This is a genomic window from Streptomyces yamdrokensis (assembly GCF_053890455.1).
The window spans coordinates 5071407-5089937 of the sequence record NZ_CM132679.1; the positions used below are offsets into that span (position 1 = coordinate 5071407).

Sequence of the window (18531 nt, forward strand, 5' to 3'; positions counted from 1 at the left end):
GGGGACACACGATGTCACGCACGGAGCGTACGGAGCCCACCGGGCCGGACGAGCCCGTCGAGCCCGGACCCGGCGACGCGGAGATCACCCGGCACGGGCAGGGGCAGGGGAAGCCGCCCCGGCGTCGGAGACGCCGGCTCACGTGGGCAGCGCTCGCGGTCGTGCTCGTGGTGCTGCTGCCGTTGTCGGCCGCCGGGACGGCGCTGCGGGTCAACTTCACCGGTGACCCGGCCGACGGGACGTACACCCGCGGCCGTGACGCCATCTGGCTCGGGCACGCCTGGGTCGACGGGCGGAAGAAGGACGCCGACGTCACCGCCCTCGCCGAGCGGCTCGACGGCACCGGGATACGCGACCTGTACGTCCACTCGGGCCCGCTCGAGCACGACGGAAGCCTGCCGGAGTCGGCGTACCCGCGCGCCCGCCGGCTGATCGAGTCGGTGCACCGGGAGATACCCGGCGTCCGGGTCCAGGCCTGGCTCGGCGACATCCTCGCCCCCGAACACCCCGAGGCGCTGCACCTGGAGCGCGCCGAGTCCCGCGCCGCGATCCTCCGGTCCACCCGGGAGATCCTGGACACCGGCTACGACGGCGTCCACTTCGACCTGGAGCCCCTGCATTCCGGAGACGGCGACTACCTCACGCTGCTCGACGCCCTGCACGAGGAGACCGGCTCCCGCGGCGTCCCGCTGTCCGTCGCCGCCCACCAGATCGACCCGCTCCCCGGCTTCCACACCTTCTGGGGCGCGGTCACCGGCCACCCCAAATGGTGGTCGCAGGAGTTCTTCGGGCAGGTCGCGCGCCGCGTCGACCAGATCGCCGTCATGTCGTACGACACCATGCAGCCGCTGGAGGGCACCTACGGCGGATACGTCGCCCAGCAGACCGCGCTCGCGCTGGAGGTCACCCCGCCCGGCACGGACCTCCTCATGGGCCTGCCCTTCTTCAAGGAGAACCGGTTCGGCCACTGGGCCCACGCCGAGACCGTCCCCGCGGCCGTGCGCGGCGTGCGGCTCGGGCTGTCCCGCACCGACGCCGACCGCCCGGACTTCGGCGTCGCCCTGTACGTGGACTTCGCGGCGACGGAGGCCGACTGGGCCGCGTACCGGGAAGGCTGGGTGAACACTCCATGACGGCGGGGCGTCGCCGTCGAGAGATCTTCGCGGCACGCTGACGGGGTTCTAGGCGAGCGGCCGGTCGGCCCCCTACGGTCGGTGGCACCTCCCACCCTTGCGAGGATCACCGACCCATGCGAGCTCTCCTCACCAGCAAGGTCGCCCGGCGCGGCCTGCGTCCGATCGTCGAACTGATCGACCAGCGCGTCCAGCGGCAGATCAGACGGGCCCTCGCGGACACCGCGGGCGAACCGTTGCGGCAGGAGCTCAGAACGCTGCGCAACCGCCAGCGTCCCCTGGAGCTCTTCTTCGACGGGACGGGGCGCGGCGCGTCCCGGCTTCCCTCCGCCTCCCACCTGGAACGGAGCATCAAGGAGCTGACCCTGGTCACCGGGGACCGCGAGGGCGCGGAACGCAACGTGGCCCAGGCCTTCCGGCTGCTCATCGCCCTGGAGGCACTCGGCGTCGGCCGGATCGCCGGCGGCACCATGAACATCTGCGGCAAGCTGGCCGCCGTACCCCTGCTCGATCCGCCGAACGACGAGATCCTCGAGATCGGCACGTTGTACGGCATGTTCGGCGCGGGCCTGATCCGGATGATGGAGCGCGCCGGACGCGATCCGAGGCTGACCATCGTCGACCCGCTCGCGGGGACGCAGCTCCAGCCCGGTGCCTCCATGACGGACGACGCCTCCGGCACCCCGGTGCGTGAGGCGGCCGTGCGCGCCAACCTGGCCATGATGGGCGCCGCCGGTGCGGCGGCCCGGATCCAGCAGGGCTTCTCCGAGGACCCCGAGGTACGGGCCCTGGTCTCCGACCGCTCCTACGGTGTGATCATCGTCGACGGCGACCACTCGGCCGCCGGTGTCGCCGCGGACCTGGAGTGGGCCGAGCGGATCGTGGCGCCCGGCGGCATCGTCGTCCTGGACGACTTCGGGCACCCGAAGTGGCCGGGGATCAAGGAGGCATACGAGAAGCACATGGCCACCGACACCCGGCTGGCCTTCCTCGGCCAGGTGGCGCATTCCGGCTATCTGCGGGCGGCGTGACCCCGAGCCCCCGGGCCTCTGAGTCCCCGAGAGTCCGAGGCCCCGGCCTCCTGGTTCCCGGGCCTCAGACCCTCCGGCCTCCGGGCTCCCGGGTCCCGGACTCCCGGGTCCCGCCCGGGGTGCCGGGGGCGCCGGGAGCCCCCGGCGTCAGGACGGCGCCGACCGGCGCCGGATCCTGTTCCCGAGCCAGACGAGCGGGTCGTACTTGCGGTCCACCGCCCGTTCCTTCAGCGGGATCAGCGCGTTGTCCGTGATTTTGATGCCCTCGGGGCACACCTCTGTGCAGCACTTGGTGATGTTGCAGTAGCCGAGCCCGTGCTCGTCCTGCGCCGCGCGCCCCCGGTCCAGGCCCGAGGCGTCGGCCGCGTCCAGCGGATGCATGTCCAGCTCCGCCACCCGCATCAGGAACCGCGGTCCGGCGAAGGCCTGCTTGTTCTCCTCGTGGTCGCGGACGACATGGCAGGTGTCCTGGCACAGGAAGCACTCGATGCACTTGCGGAACTCCTGCGACCGGTCCACGTCCTCCTGCGTCATCCGGTACTCGCCGGGCCCGAGCCCCTCGGGCGGCACGAAGGCGGGCACCTCGCGGGCCTTCGTGTAGTTGAAGCCGACGTCCGTCACCAGGTCGCGGATCACCGGGAAGGCGCGCAGCGGGGTCACGGTGATCGTCTCCTCCCGGTCGAACACCGACATCCGGGTCATGCACAGCAGCCGCGGGCGGCCGTTGATCTCCGCCGAGCACGAACCGCACTTGCCCGCCTTGCAGTTCCAGCGGACGGCGAGGTCGGGGGCCTGGGTGGCCTGCAGCCGGTGGACGATGTCGAGGACCACCTCGCCGTCGTGCACCTCCACCCGGAAGTCCTCCAGGCCGCCGCCCCGCACGTTCCCCCGCCACACCTTGAAGCGGGCCTCGTAGCTGCTCACTCGTACAGCTCCTCTTCGGTGAGGTACTTGACCAGCTCCTCCTTCTCGAAGAGGGCGAGCAGGTCGGGGCGGATGGGTTCGGTGGTCTCACGGGTCAGGGTGATCTGGCCGCGCACGCTGTCGGTGGCCGCGAGACCGCCCGTGGGGTCGGTGAGCGCGCACAGCAGGTTGACGTTGCGCCAGGCGCGCTCCATCGCCGCGTGGTCCTCACGGGTGTGGCCGCCGCGCGACTCGGTGCGCTCCAGCGCCGCCCGGGCCACGCACTCGCTGACCAGCAGCATGTTCCTGAGGTCCAGGGCGAGGTGCCAGCCCGGGTTGAACTGCCGGTGCCCCTCGACCCCGGCCCGGCGGGCCCGTACCCGCAGCGCGGCGAGCTTCTCCAGGGCCTGCTCCATCTCGTGCTCGCGGCGGATGATGCCCACCAGGTCGTTCATCGTCTGCTGGAGCTCCTGGTGCAGGGTGTACGGGTTCTCCGGCGGACCCTCGTCCGGTCCCTCGCTCTCCGCCGAGAACGGCCGCAGTGCCTCCGCGGCGGCGGCGTCCACCTGGACGTCGTCCACCCGGGGCCGCTCCTGCCCCCGCCCCTGTGCCGCCGCGTGCTCGGCCGCGTGCAGGCCCGCCCGGCGCCCGAACACCAGCAGGTCGGAGAGGGAGTTGCCGCCCAGCCGGTTGGAGCCGTGCATGCCGCCGGCCACCTCGCCGGCCGCGAACAGCCCCGGCACCCCGCGCGCCGCCGCCGTGTCCGAGTCGACGGCGATGCCGCCCATCACGTAGTGGCAGGTGGGCCCGACCTCCATCGCCTCCGCCGTGATGTCGACGTCCGCCAGCTCCTTGAACTGGTGGTGCATCGACGGCAGCCGGCGCTTGATGACCTCGGCCGGCATCCGGGTGGACACGTCCAGGAAGACCCCGCCGTGCGGGGAGCCTCGGCCCGCCTTCACCTCGGCGTTGATCGCGCGGGCGACCTCGTCGCGGGGGAGCAGTTCGGGGGGACGGCGGTTGTGGTCCGGGTCGTCGTACCAGCGGTCGCCCTCCTCCTCGGACTCGGCGTACTTCTCCTTGAAGACGTCCGGCACGTAGTCGAACATGAACCGCTTGCCGTCGGAGTTGCGCAGCACCCCGCCGTCGCCGCGCACCGACTCGGTGACCAGGATGCCCTTCACCGACGGCGGCCAGACCATGCCCGTGGGGTGGAACTGCACGAACTCCATGTTGAGCAGCGGGGCCCCGGCCAGCAGCGCCAGCGCGTGGCCGTCGCCGGTGTACTCCCACGAGTTCGACGTCACCTTGAAGGACTTGCCGATGCCGCCCGTGGAGAGGACCACGGCGGGGGCCTGAAGGACGAAGAAGCGCCCGGACTCCCGCTCGTAGCCGAAGACGCCACAGACGTGACGGCCGTCCTTGAGCACGCGGGTGACCGTGCACTCCTGGAAGACCTTCAGCCGGGACTCGTGGTCCCCGGTCTCCCGGAAGTCCTCCTGCTGGAGGGCGACGATCTTCTGCTGGAGGGTGCGGATCAGTTCCAGGCCGGTGCGGTCGCCGACGTGCGCGAGGCGCGGGTACTCGTGGCCGCCGAAGTTGCGCTGCGAGATCCGGCCGTCCTCCGTCCGGTCGAACAGCGCGCCCCAGGTCTCCAGTTCCCACACCCGCTGCGGCGCCTCCTGGGCGTGCAGCTCGGCCATCCGCCACTGGTTGAGGAACTTCCCGCCGCGCAGGGTGTCGCGGAAGTGGACCTTCCAGTTGTCGCCGGTGTTGACGTTGGCCATGGCGGCGGCGATCCCGCCCTCGGCCATCACGGTGTGGGCCTTGCCGAACAGCGACTTGCAGATCACCGCCGTACGGGCACCCCGCTCGCGTGCCTCGATGGCGGCGCGCAGCCCGGCGCCGCCCGCACCGACCACGACGACGTCCCATTCCTGCCGGTCGACCACGGGCATATCAGGCAGTCCCCACTCAGCTAGAAGAAACGCGGATCGTCGAAGACGCCGGACGCGACGAGGTAGACGTAGAGGTCGGCGACCGCCACGCTCACCAGCGACGCCCAGGCGAGCTGCATGTGCCGGGCGTTCAGCCGGCCCACCCACTGCCACATCCGGTAGCGCACGGGATGCCGGGAGAAGTGCTTGAGCTTGCCGCCGACGATGTGCCGGCAGGAGTGGCAGGAGAGGGTGTACGCCCAGATCAGCACGATGTTGACCAGGAGGACGAGGGTGCCGAGCCCCATGTGGCCCCACGCGTAGTCCTCGTCGCGGAAGGCGAGGACGGTGTCGTAGGTCAGCACCAGGGCGACCAGGAGCGCCGCGTAGAAGAAGTACCGGTGGATGTTCTGCAGGATCAGCGGGAAGCGGGTCTCCCCGGTGTACTTCTTGTGCGGCTCGGCGACCGCGCAGGCCGGCGGGGACGCCCAGAAGCCCCGGTAGTAGGCCTTGCGGTAGTAGTAGCAGGTCAGGCGGAAGCCGAGCGGGAAGATCAGGATGATGATCGCCGGTGAGAGGCCCCACCAGCCGCCGACGAGCTCCCAGTTGGGTCCGCCGCGCATCGGCTCGCAGTTCTCGGCCAGGCACGGGGAGTAGAACGGCGAGACGTACGGCGCCGCGTAGTAGTCCGCGTTCGACAGGGCCCGCCAGGTCGAGTAGACGACGAAGGCGAGCAGGCCGGCCGCGGTGGCGGCCGGGGCCAGCCACCAGCGGTCGGTCCGCAGGTGCGGAGCGGCGATTGCGGCGCGGGTACCGGTTCTCACACCGGTACGTCGGGGTTGGGGGTCTGTGGCGGGAGGTTCCGTACCAGTGGCCACTTGTCCGCTCCGGTCGGGGTCAGGGGGCGCGGCGGGTCCTGCGAGGTGGACGGGGGAAGCGAACGGGAATCAGGGAGCGCGGCGGTCGCGCGCGCCGAGCCCCTCGTCGTCCGTGTCCACCCACAGGGACGGGTCGTACGGCGCGTCGGAGATGGTGACGAGATCGGGCCGCTTCGGCACGCCGGCCGTGGTGACGGCCGTCTCCCGGAGCAGCGCGACGCTCTCGCGCAGGTGGTTGGTGTCGGCTCGGACGCGGCGCATCTCCAGACCGCCGCTGCCGAGCTGCTTCTCCAGGCGCCCCACCGACCGGATCAGGTCGTCGAGACTGCGCTGGACGGATGCCAGTTCGTCGTGCACGGACATGACTTGCCCTCACTTCCCGCGGGTCCTTCAGGGTCCTTCAGGCCCAAGGCGGCGACGTTCGTGCGCCTGAGAGTGTTGCGCGTCACACCTTGCGCTGTGAAGGGATGTGCATCGATTGGCCGAGGCGCGTGGGTGCACCGCGCGGTGTCGTACGCCGTGCGGGTGACCTTCCGATCCGTGGCCGCCGTGTCGCTCTTGGTTGCCGAACCCTTTCCTCTTCAGTGGCCGCATACATCAGATGAGATCCAAATACCACCAAAAGTGATCATAATGCCCGCGGCTTCACGGAGGTAACCAGAGATGTCCCACGACGGCGTCGGCCCGCGCGCGGTCACGCGCCCGGTCGCCCTCCTCACCGCGGGCGCGCTCGCGGTGCCCGTGCTGGCCGGATGCAGCTCCGGCGACGACCCGGCCGGCCGGCCCCTCGCCGGAGGGGACATCGCCCGCGCGGACCGCGCGCGGATCGCCGACGGCGGCACCCTGCGCTGGGGCGTGGACTCCGTCCCGGAGACCCTGAACGCCTTCCAGTCGGACGCCGACGCCGCCACCACCCGGGTCGCCCAGGCCGTGCTGCCGTCGATGTACCGGATGGACAGCCGGGGGCGTCCGGCACGCAACCCCGACTACCTGGAGTCCGCCGAGGTCGTCGAGACCGAGCCCAAGCAGGTCGTCCTCTACAAGCTCAACCAGCAGGCCGTCTGGAGCGACGGCCGGGAGATCGGCGCCGCCGACTTCGCCGCCCAGTGGCGCGCCCTGTCCGGCAAGGACTCCGCCTACTGGACCGCCCGCAACGCCGGCTACGACCGCATCGAGAAGATCCAGCGCGGCAAGGACGACCTGGAGGTCAAGGTCACCTTCAGCCGCCCCTACGCCGACTGGAAGTCGCTGTTCGCGCCGCTGTACCCGAAGGACGTCATGGGCACCCCGGACTCCTTCAACGACGGGGCCCGCACGAAGCTGAAGGTCACCGCCGGCCCGTTCGTGGTGAAGAAGGTCGACCGCAAGGCCGACGAGGTCACCCTCACCCGCAACGCCCGCTGGTGGGGCGAGCCGGCCCGGCTCTCCACGATCGTGCTGCGCGAGGTGCCCCGCGACGAACGGATCGCCGCGCTCACCGACGGAACCCTGGACCTGGCGGAGATCGACGCCCCGGCCGCCCGCCGCATCTCCGTCGCCGCCGGCCCGCAGGACACGAGCGGGAGTGCGGGTACGAGCGCGCGGGACAGTGGGGCCGCGGGCGGTACACCCCCGATGGGCCCCCAGGCCGCCGGGTTCGGAGCCGGGCGCTCCGTGGCCGGGGCCCCGCGCTCCCGGGCCGACGAGGAGGTCTCCGCCCGCGAGGAGCAGCGCGAGGCCGCCGCGGAGCTCGCGCGCGAGAAGCGGGCCCTCAGCGGTTTCGAGGTGCGCAAGTCGCTGGAGCCCGTCTACACCCAGCTCGCCCTCAACGGAGCCGAGGGTCCCCTCGCCGACGACCGGGTCCGCCGCGCCGTGGCCCGTGCCCTGGACCGGCGGGACCTGGCGGAAGCGGTTCTGAAGCCGCTCGGCCTGCCCGCCGAGCCCGTCGGGAGCCACCTCGCGCTCTCCGGGCAGGCCGCCTACGCCGACGGCAGCGGCGCCCTCGGCGACCAGAACGCCAAGGAGGCGCGGGCCCTGCTCGCGGACGCCGGCTGGGTACCGGGCGGTCCGGTGAGGAAGGGGGAGAAGAAGGACGAGCAGGCCGCCGGCGGGGAGGGCAGGAAGGCGGAATCGTCCGACGGGGCTTCCGGCAAGGACGAGGACGAGGACACGGACAAGGGCAAGGACACGGACAAGGACTCCGCGAACGGCACTGACGACGGCACGTACATCGTCGGCGAGGACGACGAAGGGGAGGCCGAGGGCGACGAGGGCGACGCCGGGGACGACGGAAACAACGGCGACGACGACCACCTCGCCAAGGACGGCACCCGGAACACGCGGCTGAAGCGGGGCAGCGCCCCCGGCGCCTACGCCCCCCTGGGCACCGCCGCCCCCGCCCAGGCGGAGGACGCCCCGCTCGCCAAGGACGGCAAGGCGCTCACGCTCGACTTCGTGCTCCCCTCCGGCCCCGGCTCGGAGGTCCTCGGCACCGTGGCGGACCGGATCGCCAAGATGCTGGAGCGGGTCGGCATCCGCACGGAGATCACCAAGGTCGACGACGAGAGCTATTTCACGGACCACATCGCCTCCGGTGAGTACGACCTCGCCCTCTACTCCTGGCCCGCGACCGCCTACCCCGCCACCGACGCCCGCCCCGTCTACGCCAAGCCGGTCCCGGCCGCCGACGGTTCGCTGAACGTCGGGCAGAACTACACCCGCGTCGGCACCGACCACGTCGACCAGCTCTTCGACCAGGCCCTCGCGACGCTCGACGACGCGAAGCGCGCCGAGCTGCTCCGCAAGGCGGACGCCCGTATCTGGGCGGCGGCCGGCTCGATCCCCCTCTACCAGCGCCCCCAGCTCACCGCCGCCCGCAAGGACCTGGCCAACGCCGGCGCGTTCGGTTTCCGCACCCCGGTCTACGAGGACATGGGGTACCTGAAGAAGGGAGCGCGAGGCCAGGCCGGGACACCGTGGGGGAAGGCCCCCGAGCCCTTCGCCTCCGGTTCCGCCTCGGAGCGGGACCCGAATCCGGAGTCGGAACCGGAGCCGGACTCGAACCCGGAATCGGAGTCGGAGCCGGATTCCTGATCAGTCCTGATCACCCCACGTAACGGTCCGTGGGGCCGGTCCGGACGAGGAGGGCGAGCCCCCGGTGCCGGAGGCCCGTACCATGGGGGGTGGCCGCGGCGTGTCCAGCCCGGCAGGGCCCGCGCACCGCAGCCGTCTGCGCAGGGCATTCCTCACCATTCCGGGAGTACGCCTTTTATGGCCACGCGCCACGACATCCGCAACGTCGCCATCGTCGCCCACGTCGACCACGGCAAGACCACCATCGTCGACGGCATGCTGAAGCAGGCCGGCGCCTTCGCCGCGCACCAGCTCGACTCGGTCGACGACCGCATGATGGACTCGAACGACCTGGAGCGTGAGAAGGGCATCACGATCCTCGCCAAGAACACGGCGGTGAAGTACCACCCCAAGGACGGCGGGGACCTGATCACGATCAACATCATCGACACCCCCGGCCACGCCGACTTCGGTGGCGAGGTCGAGCGCGGTCTGTCGATGGTCGACGGTGTCGTGCTGCTCGTCGACGCCTCCGAGGGCCCGCTGCCGCAGACCCGCTTCGTGCTGCGCAAGGCGCTCCAGCAGCGGCTGCCGATCATCCTCTGCATCAACAAGACGGACCGTCCGGACGCCCGTATCGACGAGGTGGTCAACGAGACCTACGACCTCTTCCTCGACCTGGACGCCGACGAGGAGCAGATCGAGTTCCCGATCGTCTACGCCTGCGGCCGTGACGGAGTCGCCTCGCTGACCAAGCCGGAGGACGGCACGGTCCCGGCCGACTCGGACTCGCTCGAGCCGTTCTTCTCCACCATCCTGTCGCACATCCCGGCCCCCACCTACGACGAGGGTGCCCCGCTCCAGGCCCACGTCACCAACCTGGACGCCGACAACTTCCTCGGCCGGATCGCGCTGCTGCGCGTGCACCAGGGTGAGCTGAAGAAGGGGCAGACCGTCGCGTGGATGAAGCGCGACGGGACCGTCTCCAACGTGCGCATCTCCGAGCTGATGATGACCGAGGCGCTCACCCGCAAGCCCGCCGAGAAGGCCGGCCCCGGTGACATCTGCGCGGTCGCCGGCATCCCGGAGATCATGATCGGCGAGACCCTGGCCGACCCGGAGACCCCGGTTCCGCTGCCGCTGATCACGGTGGACGAGCCCGCGATCTCCATGACCATCGGCACCAACACCTCGCCGCTGGTCGGCCGCGGCGGCACCGGCAAGGGCGCCGACGCGAAGGCGGCGGTGAAGGACCGCAAGGTCACCGCCCGTCAGGTCAAGGACCGCCTGGACCGCGAGCTCATCGGCAACGTGTCGCTGCGCGTCCTGGAGACCGGCCGTCCCGACGCCTGGGAGGTGCAGGGCCGCGGCGAGCTGGCACTGGCGATCCTGGTCGAGCAGATGCGCCGGGAGGGCTACGAGCTGACCGTCGGCAAGCCGCAGGTCGTCACCCGCGAGATCGACGGCAAGGTGCACGAGCCCGTCGAGCGCATGACGATCGACGTGCCCGAGGAGCACATGGGCGCGGTCACGCAGGTGATGGGCGTCCGCAAGGGCCGGATGGACAACATGTCGAACCACGGCTCCGGCTGGGTGCGTCTGGAGTTCGTGGTGCCCTCGCGCGGTCTGATCGGTTTCCGTACCGAGTTCCTCACGCAGACCCGCGGCACCGGTATCGCGCACTCCATCCACGAGGGCCACGAGCCCTGGTTCGGGCCGCTGCAGACCCGGAACAACGGCTCCCTGGTCGCCGACCGCTCCGGCGCGGTCACCGCGTTCGCGATGACCAACCTGCAGGAGCGCGGCGTGCTGTTCGTCGACCCCGGCACCGAGGTGTACGAGGGCATGATCGTCGGCGAGAACTCCCGCGCCGACGACATGGACGTCAACATCACCAAGGAGAAGAAGCTCACCAACATGCGGTCGTCCTCGGCGGATTCGTTCGAGGCGATCGTCCCGCCGCGCAAGCTGTCGCTGGAGCAGTCCCTGGAGTTCTGCCGCGACGACGAGTGCGTCGAGGTGACCCCGGAGTCGGTCCGTATCCGCAAGGTGAACCTGGACGGCCGCGAGCGCGCCCGCGCCGCGAGCCGCGCCAAGCACGGCTGACACGCCGGCCGGCACCCCGCCCCGCGCACGTGCGCGGGCCCGTACGACACCGGGCACCCCTGCTCTCAGGGGTGCCCGGTGCCGTATACACCCGCGCAGTGCGAGGTCACCGCGCGATGTCATGGCGAAGTGGAGCAAAAGAGGAGGGTAGGGATAACCCTCGATCCGGCCGGGAGATGCTCCTGAAACGGGCGATGCCCACTACCCTTCTCCCGAAGCGGACCGCGGTCGCGGCCGACGTGGCGCGGTTCACGTCCGGAGTGTCACGGTCCGGGGCCGATGCCAACGGCTCTGCCGGCCCGGCGTGCTGAGTGCGCGTCAGCTCCGTGAGGGATCCTGCACGGCGATCGCGCCTCCCGCAACGGCTTTTCCCCCAGCGGCTGTCCGCTATGCGGACGGTTGGCCCCGATAGATGTGTAACAAGTCCGTTTCGCAGGGATCTCTTCCGAAACCCTTTGTCCGGATTTTGGAAGATGTAGGGCCCAGCTGTGATCGAACCGAGACCTCGTGGGTGTGGTTCGGCTCTGTCGCATGGCAGATAGTTAGGCGCGTAGAGCTCGGCCGAACGGGTCACGCGTCGAGGGCGCGGGCTCGCGAGCCAGGGGGCACCTGATGATCTCCGACACCGGCGACGGGCGGTGGACGAAGACGTGTCGAGTGCTCCCCTTTGCGGTGAACCAGTGGATTCATGAGGAGGAACCCATGCGAGGTGCCACAAGCGCCATATGGGTCGCGTCGTCCCCGATGACAGGTGTAGGCCCCGTGGGTACGTTCAGTGCTGTTCCCGCTTGCGCGGCCGAGGCAACGATCCGGCGTCGCGAACTTCCTTGACCGTCCGGTCCGTGACCGGCCGGAGCCGGCCGCGGACCAGGGTTCCCCGGCGGTGGGGTTCACCTCCAGTCGCTGATCCAGTCGCGCGCTTCAATGACGTACGCCGTGCGAAGGCCGTCGGACCGCTTGTGTACCGCCGACGACCTCCAACACCTGTGAAACGGACGAATCATGACGAGTCCAACCGAGATCGAGGGGGCTGTGGCCCCTCCCGTCTTGGACAAAGAGAGCGGGCCGCAGGGCGACGCCCAGGAGCCGAAGAAGCTCGAGGGCCGCAGCCCCGGGCAGCTGATGTGGGCGCGCTTCAAGCGCGACCGCACCGGAGTGGTCTCCGCCTTCGTCGTCCTGTTCTTCTTCGCGATCGCGGCAGCGGCGCCGCTGATCTCGAAGGTGTACGGCAAGGACCCGTACACGCTCTACGGGCAGGAGAACCCGGACCTCCTGGACATGTTCACCATGCCGGCGGCGCCCTTCGGCGGTATCACCGGCGAGTTCTGGTTCGGCATCGAGCCGGGCCTGGGCCGCGACGTGTTCACGCAGCTGCTGTACGGCATTCGCACCTCGCTGTTCACGGCGCTGACCGCGGCGCTGCTGGTCACCCTCATCGGTGTGCTGATCGGTCTCGTCGGAGGCTATTTCGGCGGCAAGGTCGACTACTGGCTCGGCCGGGTGACCGACTTCTTCATGGCCCTGCCCAACCAGCTCTTCTTCGTCGCCGCGATGCCGGTCATCACCACGGTGTTCGTCGCTCCTGACGAGGAGACGCCCACCTACGTGCGGGCCAGCGCGATCATCATCGTGCTCTCGTTCCTGGGCTGGATGAGCATGGCCCGGATCGTCCGCGCGGCCACGCTGTCGCTGCGCGACCGGGAGTTCATCGAGGCGGCGCGCATCTCCGGGGCCTCGCCCTGGCGGATCATCCGCAAGGAACTGCTGCCCAACATCGTCACACCGGTGCTGGTCCAGGCGACCCTCGCACTGCCGTCCCTCATCCTCAGCATCGCCTTCCTCTCCTTCGTGGGCGTCGGATACGTCGAACCCACGCCGGACTGGGGCCGCATGTTCGCCATCGGGGCCGACATCGTCGAACAGGACCCGTACTACATGCTCTTCCCCGGAGTGGCCATGGTGATCTTCATTGTGGCCTTCAACCTCCTCGGTGACTCGGTGCGGGACGCGTTCGATCCCAAGACGGGCCGCTGAGTCCAGGGAGGACTCCTCACCCTTGCCCCGGTCGGCTTCGGTGCCATCCGGCCCGCTTCCGGCCAGCAACAACCACGCTCACTACTCACAGGCAGGTGGATTCGACTCCATGAGCATCTTCCGAAACCGCACCGCTACGGCCGCGATTGTCGCGGTGGCGGCCGGCGCCCTGACCCTCACCGCGTGCGGCGGGGGCGACGGCGGCAGCTCGTCCAAGGACACCAGCAAGCAGAAGGAGGACGCCGCCGCCCAGTCGAAGCCGGTGCAGATCGGTGACGCCGAGGCGTCGACCGGTCCGGCCCCCGAGGTCCCCGGCGCCAAGCCCGGCGGCACCGCGGTCGTCTACCAGGAGTCGGACTTCTCGCACCTGGACCCGGGCCAGATCTACGTCTCGGACGGCAAGCTGCTCAGCCGCCTGATCTACCGCGGCCTGACCCAGTACTCCGAGGACGACAAGGGCAACCTGACCGTCGTGGGCGACCTCGCCACCGACGCGGGCAAGGTCTCCGACGACGGCAAGACCTGGACCTACACCCTCAAGGACGACCTCAAGGACGAGAACGGCGACCCGATCAACTCGGCGGACATCCGCCACTCGATCGAGCGTCTGTACTCCTCCTTCATCACCGACGGCCCGACCTACCTGCAGCAGTGGCTGTCCGGCGCCGGTACCACCTACCGCGACGCCTACAAGGGTCCGTTCGACGGCAAGCACCTGCCCGACGACGTCCTGGAGACGCCGGACGACAAGACGGTCGTCTTCCACTTCAAGGACGCGCAGCCCGACCTTCCGCAGCTGCTGACCATGCCCGGTTACGCGACTGTGTCGGAGGAGTCGGACACCAAGGAGAAGTACGACACCGCCCCGGTCTCCATGGGCCCGTACAAGATCGCCGAGTTCAAGCCGGGCAAGTCCATGAAGCTGGTCAAGAACGACCAGTGGGACCCGAAGTCCGACTCGGTGCGTCACCAGTACGTCGACGGCTTCGACATCTCGATGAACCACGATGACGAGGACCAGACCAAGACCCTGCTCGCCGACCAGGGCGAGGCCAAGAACGCGATGATGTTCACGGGCCAGGTCGCCACCACGCAGCTGCAGAAGGTCGTGGGCGACAAGGAGGTCATGGACAACCGCACGATCCAGGGCTACGCGCCCTACGTGTGGCAGCTCAACTTCAACATGGACCGTGTCAAGGACAAGAAGCTCCGTGACGCGATCACCCTGGCGATCCCCTCCTCCTCGGTCTTCAAGGCCGACGGTGGCGCCTACGGCGGTGAGGTCGCCAACTCGCTGATGTCGCCCACCACCCCGGGCTACGACGAGTCCTACGACCCGTTCAACCGTGCCAAGAAGCCCAACGGTGACATCGCGGCCGCCAAGAAGCTGATCGACGAAGGCGGCTTCGCGGGCAAGAAGCTCGTCTACGCCTACGCCAACAGCCCGGTCCGTCAGCAGCAGTCCGTGCTGATCGCCGACGCGCTGGAGAAGATCGGTCTCGACATCCAGAAGAAGGAGATCGACGCCGCCACCTGGTACGAGCAGATCGGCAAGGTCGACAACGGTCTCGACCTGTACATGACCGGTTGGGGTCAGGACTGGCCGTCCGCGAACACCGTCTTCCCGCCGCTGTACGACGGCACGCAGATCCAGGACGGTGCGTCGAACTACGCGCACATCAACGACGACCACGTCAACTCCGAGATCGCGCGCATCCAGAAGATCACCGACACCGAAGAGGCCACCAAGGCCTGGGCCGAGCTGAACGAGTACATCTCGGACGAGGTCAACCCGGCCGCCCCGATGTACTACACCAAGGTCTTCCAGATCTTCGGCTCGAACATCGGCGGCATCCGCTACAGCTCGGACTCGAGCTACGTGGACGTCACCCGGATCTTCCTGAAGAAGTAGTAGCCGGCTCGTAGGGAAACCGGTGGTGGGCGCGCGGCGGAGCGCCCACCACCGGGGCCCGGATCTCGTCCCGACCGCCCATCCGATTGCCGCCGTCCTGAGAGCAGCCTTCTGCCATGCTTCAATTCCTCATTCGCCGGACATTCGGCGCGGCGCTGATTCTGCTGTTGATCAGTGCGTTCACGTTCTTCATGTTCTTCGCGATCCCGCAGGACCCGGCCCTGCTGGCCTGTGGCAAGAACTGCACCCCGGACGCGCTGGAGATCATCCACAAGAACCTGGGCCTCGACAAGCCGGTCACCGTCCAGTACTGGATCTTCCTCACCGGCATCTTCACCGGTCGGGACTTCGCCGTCGGCCACTGCGACGCCCCCTGCTTCGGCGTCTCCTTCGCCAACAACCAGAACGTCTGGGACACGATCATGGATCGTTTCCCGCTCACCCTCTCGCTGACCGTCGGCGGCCTGGTGGTCTTCCTCATCCTCGGTCTCGGCGCCGGCATGCTGGCCGCCAAGTTCCGCGGCACCTGGCTGGACAAGACCTTCAGCAGCGGTTCGCTGGTCCTCAGCTCGCTGCAGATCTACTTCCTCGGTCCGCTCGTGCTGCTCGCCTTCGTCTACAGCACCGGCTGGCTCGACAAGCCGAAGTACGTGCCGTTCTCCGAGGACCTCGGCGGCTGGTTCATGGGTCTGCTGATCCCCTGGGTCGTCATGGCGACCATCTTCACCGCCAACTACACGCGTATGAGCCGCTCCTCGATGATCGAGCAGCTCCAGGAAGAGCATGTGAAGGCGGCCCGCGCCAAGGGCATGTCGGGCAACTACGTCTTCATGCGCTACGCCTGGCGCGGCTCCCTCATCCCCATCATCACCATCCTCGGCATCGACCTGGCGTCACTCCTGGCGGGCGGCATGGTGACGGAGAAGACCTTCGGTCTGGCCGGTCTCGGCCGGCTCGCACTGGACTCCGTCATCAACAAGGACCTGCCGATGCTGATGGGTGTGATGCTGGTCAGCGCGGCCCTCATCATCCTCTTCAACCTGATCGTGGACGCCCTGTACGCCGTCATCGACCCGCGCGTGCGTCTGTCCTAGGAGAACCACCGTGACCACTCTGACCAAGCCCGACGAGGCCGCGGCCCCCGCCGCGGGGGAAGCCTTCCTCTCGGTGCGTGACCTCAAGGTCCACTTCTCCACCGACGACGGCATCGTCAAGGCGGTGGACGGCCTCTCCTTCGGCCTGGAGCGCGGCAGCACCCTCGGCATCGTGGGCGAGTCCGGCTCCGGCAAGTCGGTGACCAACCTGGCCGTCCTGGGCCTGCACAACCGCAGGAAGACCGCCATCGAGGGGTCGATCAAGCTGGACGGTCAGGAGCTGACCGACGCCAGTGAGAAGCAGCTGGAGACGCTGCGCGGCAAGAAGATGGCGATGATCTTCCAGGACGCGCTCACCGCGCTGTCGCCGTACTACACGGTCGGCCGCCAGATCGCCGAGCCGTTCATGAAGCACACCGGCGCCTCCAAGAAGGACGCCCGGGAGCGCGCCGTCGACCTGCTGGAGAAGGTCGGCATTCCGCACCCGAAGCAGCGGGTCGACGACTACCCGCACCAGTTCTCCGGCGGTATGCGCCAGCGCGCCATGATCGCCATGTCGCTCTCCTGCGACCCCGACCTGCTCATCGCCGACGAGCCGACCACGGCGCTCGACGTGACGGTGCAGGCGCAGATCCTCGACCTGCTCAAGGACCTCCAGCAGGAGTTCGGCTCCGCGATCATCATGATCACCCACGACCTGGGCGTGGTCGGCAACATGGCCGACGACATCCTGGTGATGTACGCCGGCCGTGCCGTCGAGCGCGGCACGGTGCGCGAGGTGCTCAAGAATCCCCAGCACCCGTACACCTGGGGTCTGCTGGGGTCGATGCCGCGGCTCACCTCCGACGTGGACGAGCCGCTGATGCCGATTCCCGGATCGCCGCCGTCGCTGCTCAACCCGCCCACGGGGTGCGCGTTCCACCCGCGATGCGGCTTCACCGACCTGGTTTCCGGCAGCCGTTGCTCCGGCGAGCGTCCTGAGCTCGCTCCGGGGCGCGCGGCAGCCTGCCACCTGACGGTGGAACAGCGGCAGCAGGTGTTCATCGACAAGATTCAGCCCCGGCTGGGCTGAGCTGAAACCGGCGACTGGGGCATCACCATGAGCGACACGACCAAGACGACCACGGCGGTCGCCGACGAGGTCCCGCAGCAGCGGGACGGCGACACCGCACCGCTTCTTCAGGCCAAGGGCCTGAAGAAGCACTTCCCGATCAAGGGCGGCTTCCCGATCCGGCGTACCGTCGGCGCGGTCAAGGCCGTCGACGGCGTCGACTTCGAGGTCTTCCCCGGGGAGAGCCTCGGCCTCGTCGGCGAGTCCGGCTGCGGCAAGTCGACCACCGGCCGGCTGCTGACCCGTCTGTACGAGCCCACCGAGGGCACCATCACGTACAAGGGCCAGGACATCAGCCACGCGAGCCGGGCCAAGCTGGCGCCGATCAGGTCCGAGATCCAGATGATCTTCCAGGACCCGTACACGGCGCTGAACCCGCGCCAGACCGTGGGCACGATCATCGCGGGCCCGATGGAGATCAACGGCATCAACCCGCCCGGCGGCCGCGAGAAGCGGGTCCGGGAGCTCCTGGAGATCGTCGGCCTCAACCCGGAGCACTACAACCGCTTCCCGCACGAGTTCTCCGGCGGCCAGCGCCAGCGCATCGGTGTCGCGCGGGCCGTCGCCCTGGAGCCGAAGCTGATCGTCGCCGACGAGCCGGTCTCGGCCCTCGACGTGTCGATCCAGGCCCAGGTGATCAACCTGCTGCAGAAGGTGCAGCGGGAGATGGGGATCGCGTTCGTCTTCATCGCCCACGACCTGGCGATCGTGCGGCACTTCTCGCAGCGCGTCGCGGTGATGTACCTGGGCAAGATCGTGGAGGTCGCGGACCGCGACTCGCTCTACAACCGGCCCCGGCACCCCTACACGCACGCGCTGCTGTCGGCCGTGCCCGAGGTGGACATCGACGCGGTCAAGCGGGAGCGCATCCGCCTGCAGGGCGACGTGCCCTCGCCGATCTCGCCGCCCTCCGGCTGCCGGTTCCGTACGAGGTGCTGGAAGGCGCAGGACAAGTGCGCGACCGAGGAGCCGCCGCTGGTCCAGATCTCCGGCAGCAGGCCGGGGCACCTGACCGCCTGCCACTTCCCGGAGGAGCCCACCATCGTGGGCCGCGACGAGGACATCGTCATGGACCCGGCGCTCGCGGCCCTGGAGGAGGACATCCACTCCACCGACTCCGCCGTCGAGAAGGCCTGACGTCCGGGCCGCCGCCACGGGTGGCGACCCGACCCGCCGACAGCACCCGGCACCCCGTACAGGGTGCCGGGTGCCGGTCTTCTCCCGCCGCCTCGCGCCTTCTGACACCGCCTCGTGTCATCCCCCGTCATCTCTCCTCCCGTGTGCACCGCCGGACGGGTGCATACGACCGGAGTCGTGCCCGTACGGGCGCCGCGCGTGTGC

General features: G+C 69.5%; 13 protein-coding genes. 9 read left to right on the top strand and 4 right to left on the bottom strand.

Annotated features, from left to right (window positions below; genetic code table 11):
* Positions 1-11: 11 nt before the first annotated feature.
* Together ACWZEH_RS22725 and ACWZEH_RS22730 are read left to right on the top strand one after the other, a co-directional pair.
* On the top strand, positions 12-1133 hold the full coding sequence (locus ACWZEH_RS22725; protein ID WP_456192954.1) for a glycoside hydrolase family 18 protein: 1122 nt from the start codon (positions 12-14) through the stop codon (positions 1131-1133).
* 116 nt (positions 1134-1249) lie between these two features.
* Complete coding sequence (locus ACWZEH_RS22730) at positions 1250-2164, top strand: class I SAM-dependent methyltransferase (protein WP_456192955.1); 915 nt, start codon at positions 1250-1252, stop codon at positions 2162-2164.
* Positions 2165-2311: 147 nt separating this feature from the next.
* On the opposite strand, the gene ACWZEH_RS22735 is transcribed toward ACWZEH_RS22730, so the two are convergent.
* The 4 genes from ACWZEH_RS22735 to ACWZEH_RS22750 all read right to left on the bottom strand — a co-directional run bounded on the left by ACWZEH_RS22735 (position 2312) and on the right by ACWZEH_RS22750 (position 6245).
* Positions 2312-3088: a succinate dehydrogenase/fumarate reductase iron-sulfur subunit gene (locus ACWZEH_RS22735; protein ID WP_456192956.1), complete on the bottom strand. Its 777-nt coding sequence runs from the start codon at positions 3086-3088 to the stop codon at positions 2312-2314.
* A complete protein-coding gene (locus tag ACWZEH_RS22740) occupies positions 3085-5025 on the bottom strand; it encodes a fumarate reductase/succinate dehydrogenase flavoprotein subunit (protein ID WP_456192957.1) in 1941 nt (646 codons plus the stop codon). Before ACWZEH_RS22740 ends, ACWZEH_RS22735 begins: the two co-directional genes overlap by 4 nt.
* 20 nt (positions 5026-5045) lie before the next feature.
* Positions 5046-5882, bottom strand: coding sequence for a hypothetical protein (locus tag ACWZEH_RS22745; RefSeq protein WP_456192958.1), 837 nt, complete (start codon positions 5880-5882; stop codon positions 5046-5048).
* A gap of 69 nt (positions 5883-5951) precedes the next feature.
* Positions 5952-6245 (bottom strand): hypothetical protein, encoded by a 294-nt coding sequence (locus ACWZEH_RS22750; RefSeq protein ID WP_456192959.1) that lies wholly within the window; start codon positions 6243-6245, stop codon positions 5952-5954.
* Positions 6246-6545: 300 nt separating this feature from the next.
* Here ACWZEH_RS22750 and ACWZEH_RS22755 point away from each other — a divergent pair, with 300 nt between their 5' ends.
* The 7 genes from ACWZEH_RS22755 to ACWZEH_RS22785 all read left to right on the top strand — a co-directional run bounded on the left by ACWZEH_RS22755 (position 6546) and on the right by ACWZEH_RS22785 (position 18327).
* Positions 6546-8954 (top strand): ABC transporter family substrate-binding protein, encoded by a 2409-nt coding sequence (locus ACWZEH_RS22755; RefSeq protein ID WP_456192960.1) that lies wholly within the window; start codon positions 6546-6548, stop codon positions 8952-8954.
* 177 nt (positions 8955-9131) lie between these two features.
* Positions 9132-11039, top strand: coding sequence for a translational GTPase TypA (gene typA / locus ACWZEH_RS22760; protein WP_456192961.1), 1908 nt, complete (start codon positions 9132-9134; stop codon positions 11037-11039).
* A gap of 1002 nt (positions 11040-12041) precedes the next feature.
* Positions 12042-13073: an ABC transporter permease gene (locus ACWZEH_RS22765; protein WP_456192962.1), complete on the top strand. Its 1032-nt coding sequence runs from the start codon at positions 12042-12044 to the stop codon at positions 13071-13073.
* A 109-nt stretch (positions 13074-13182) separates the two neighbouring features.
* Positions 13183-14985: an ABC transporter substrate-binding protein gene (locus tag ACWZEH_RS22770; protein WP_456192963.1), complete on the top strand. Its 1803-nt coding sequence runs from the start codon at positions 13183-13185 to the stop codon at positions 14983-14985.
* Between the two features lie 116 nt (positions 14986-15101).
* Positions 15102-16079, top strand: coding sequence for an ABC transporter permease (locus ACWZEH_RS22775; protein WP_456192964.1), 978 nt, complete (start codon positions 15102-15104; stop codon positions 16077-16079).
* A 10-nt stretch (positions 16080-16089) separates the two neighbouring features.
* On the top strand, positions 16090-17151 hold the full coding sequence (locus ACWZEH_RS22780) for an ABC transporter ATP-binding protein (protein ID WP_456192965.1): 1062 nt from the start codon (positions 16090-16092) through the stop codon (positions 17149-17151).
* A gap of 27 nt (positions 17152-17178) precedes the next feature.
* Positions 17179-18327, top strand: coding sequence for an ABC transporter ATP-binding protein (locus ACWZEH_RS22785; RefSeq protein WP_456192966.1), 1149 nt, complete (start codon positions 17179-17181; stop codon positions 18325-18327).
* The last annotated feature ends 204 nt before the right edge of the window (positions 18328-18531 follow it).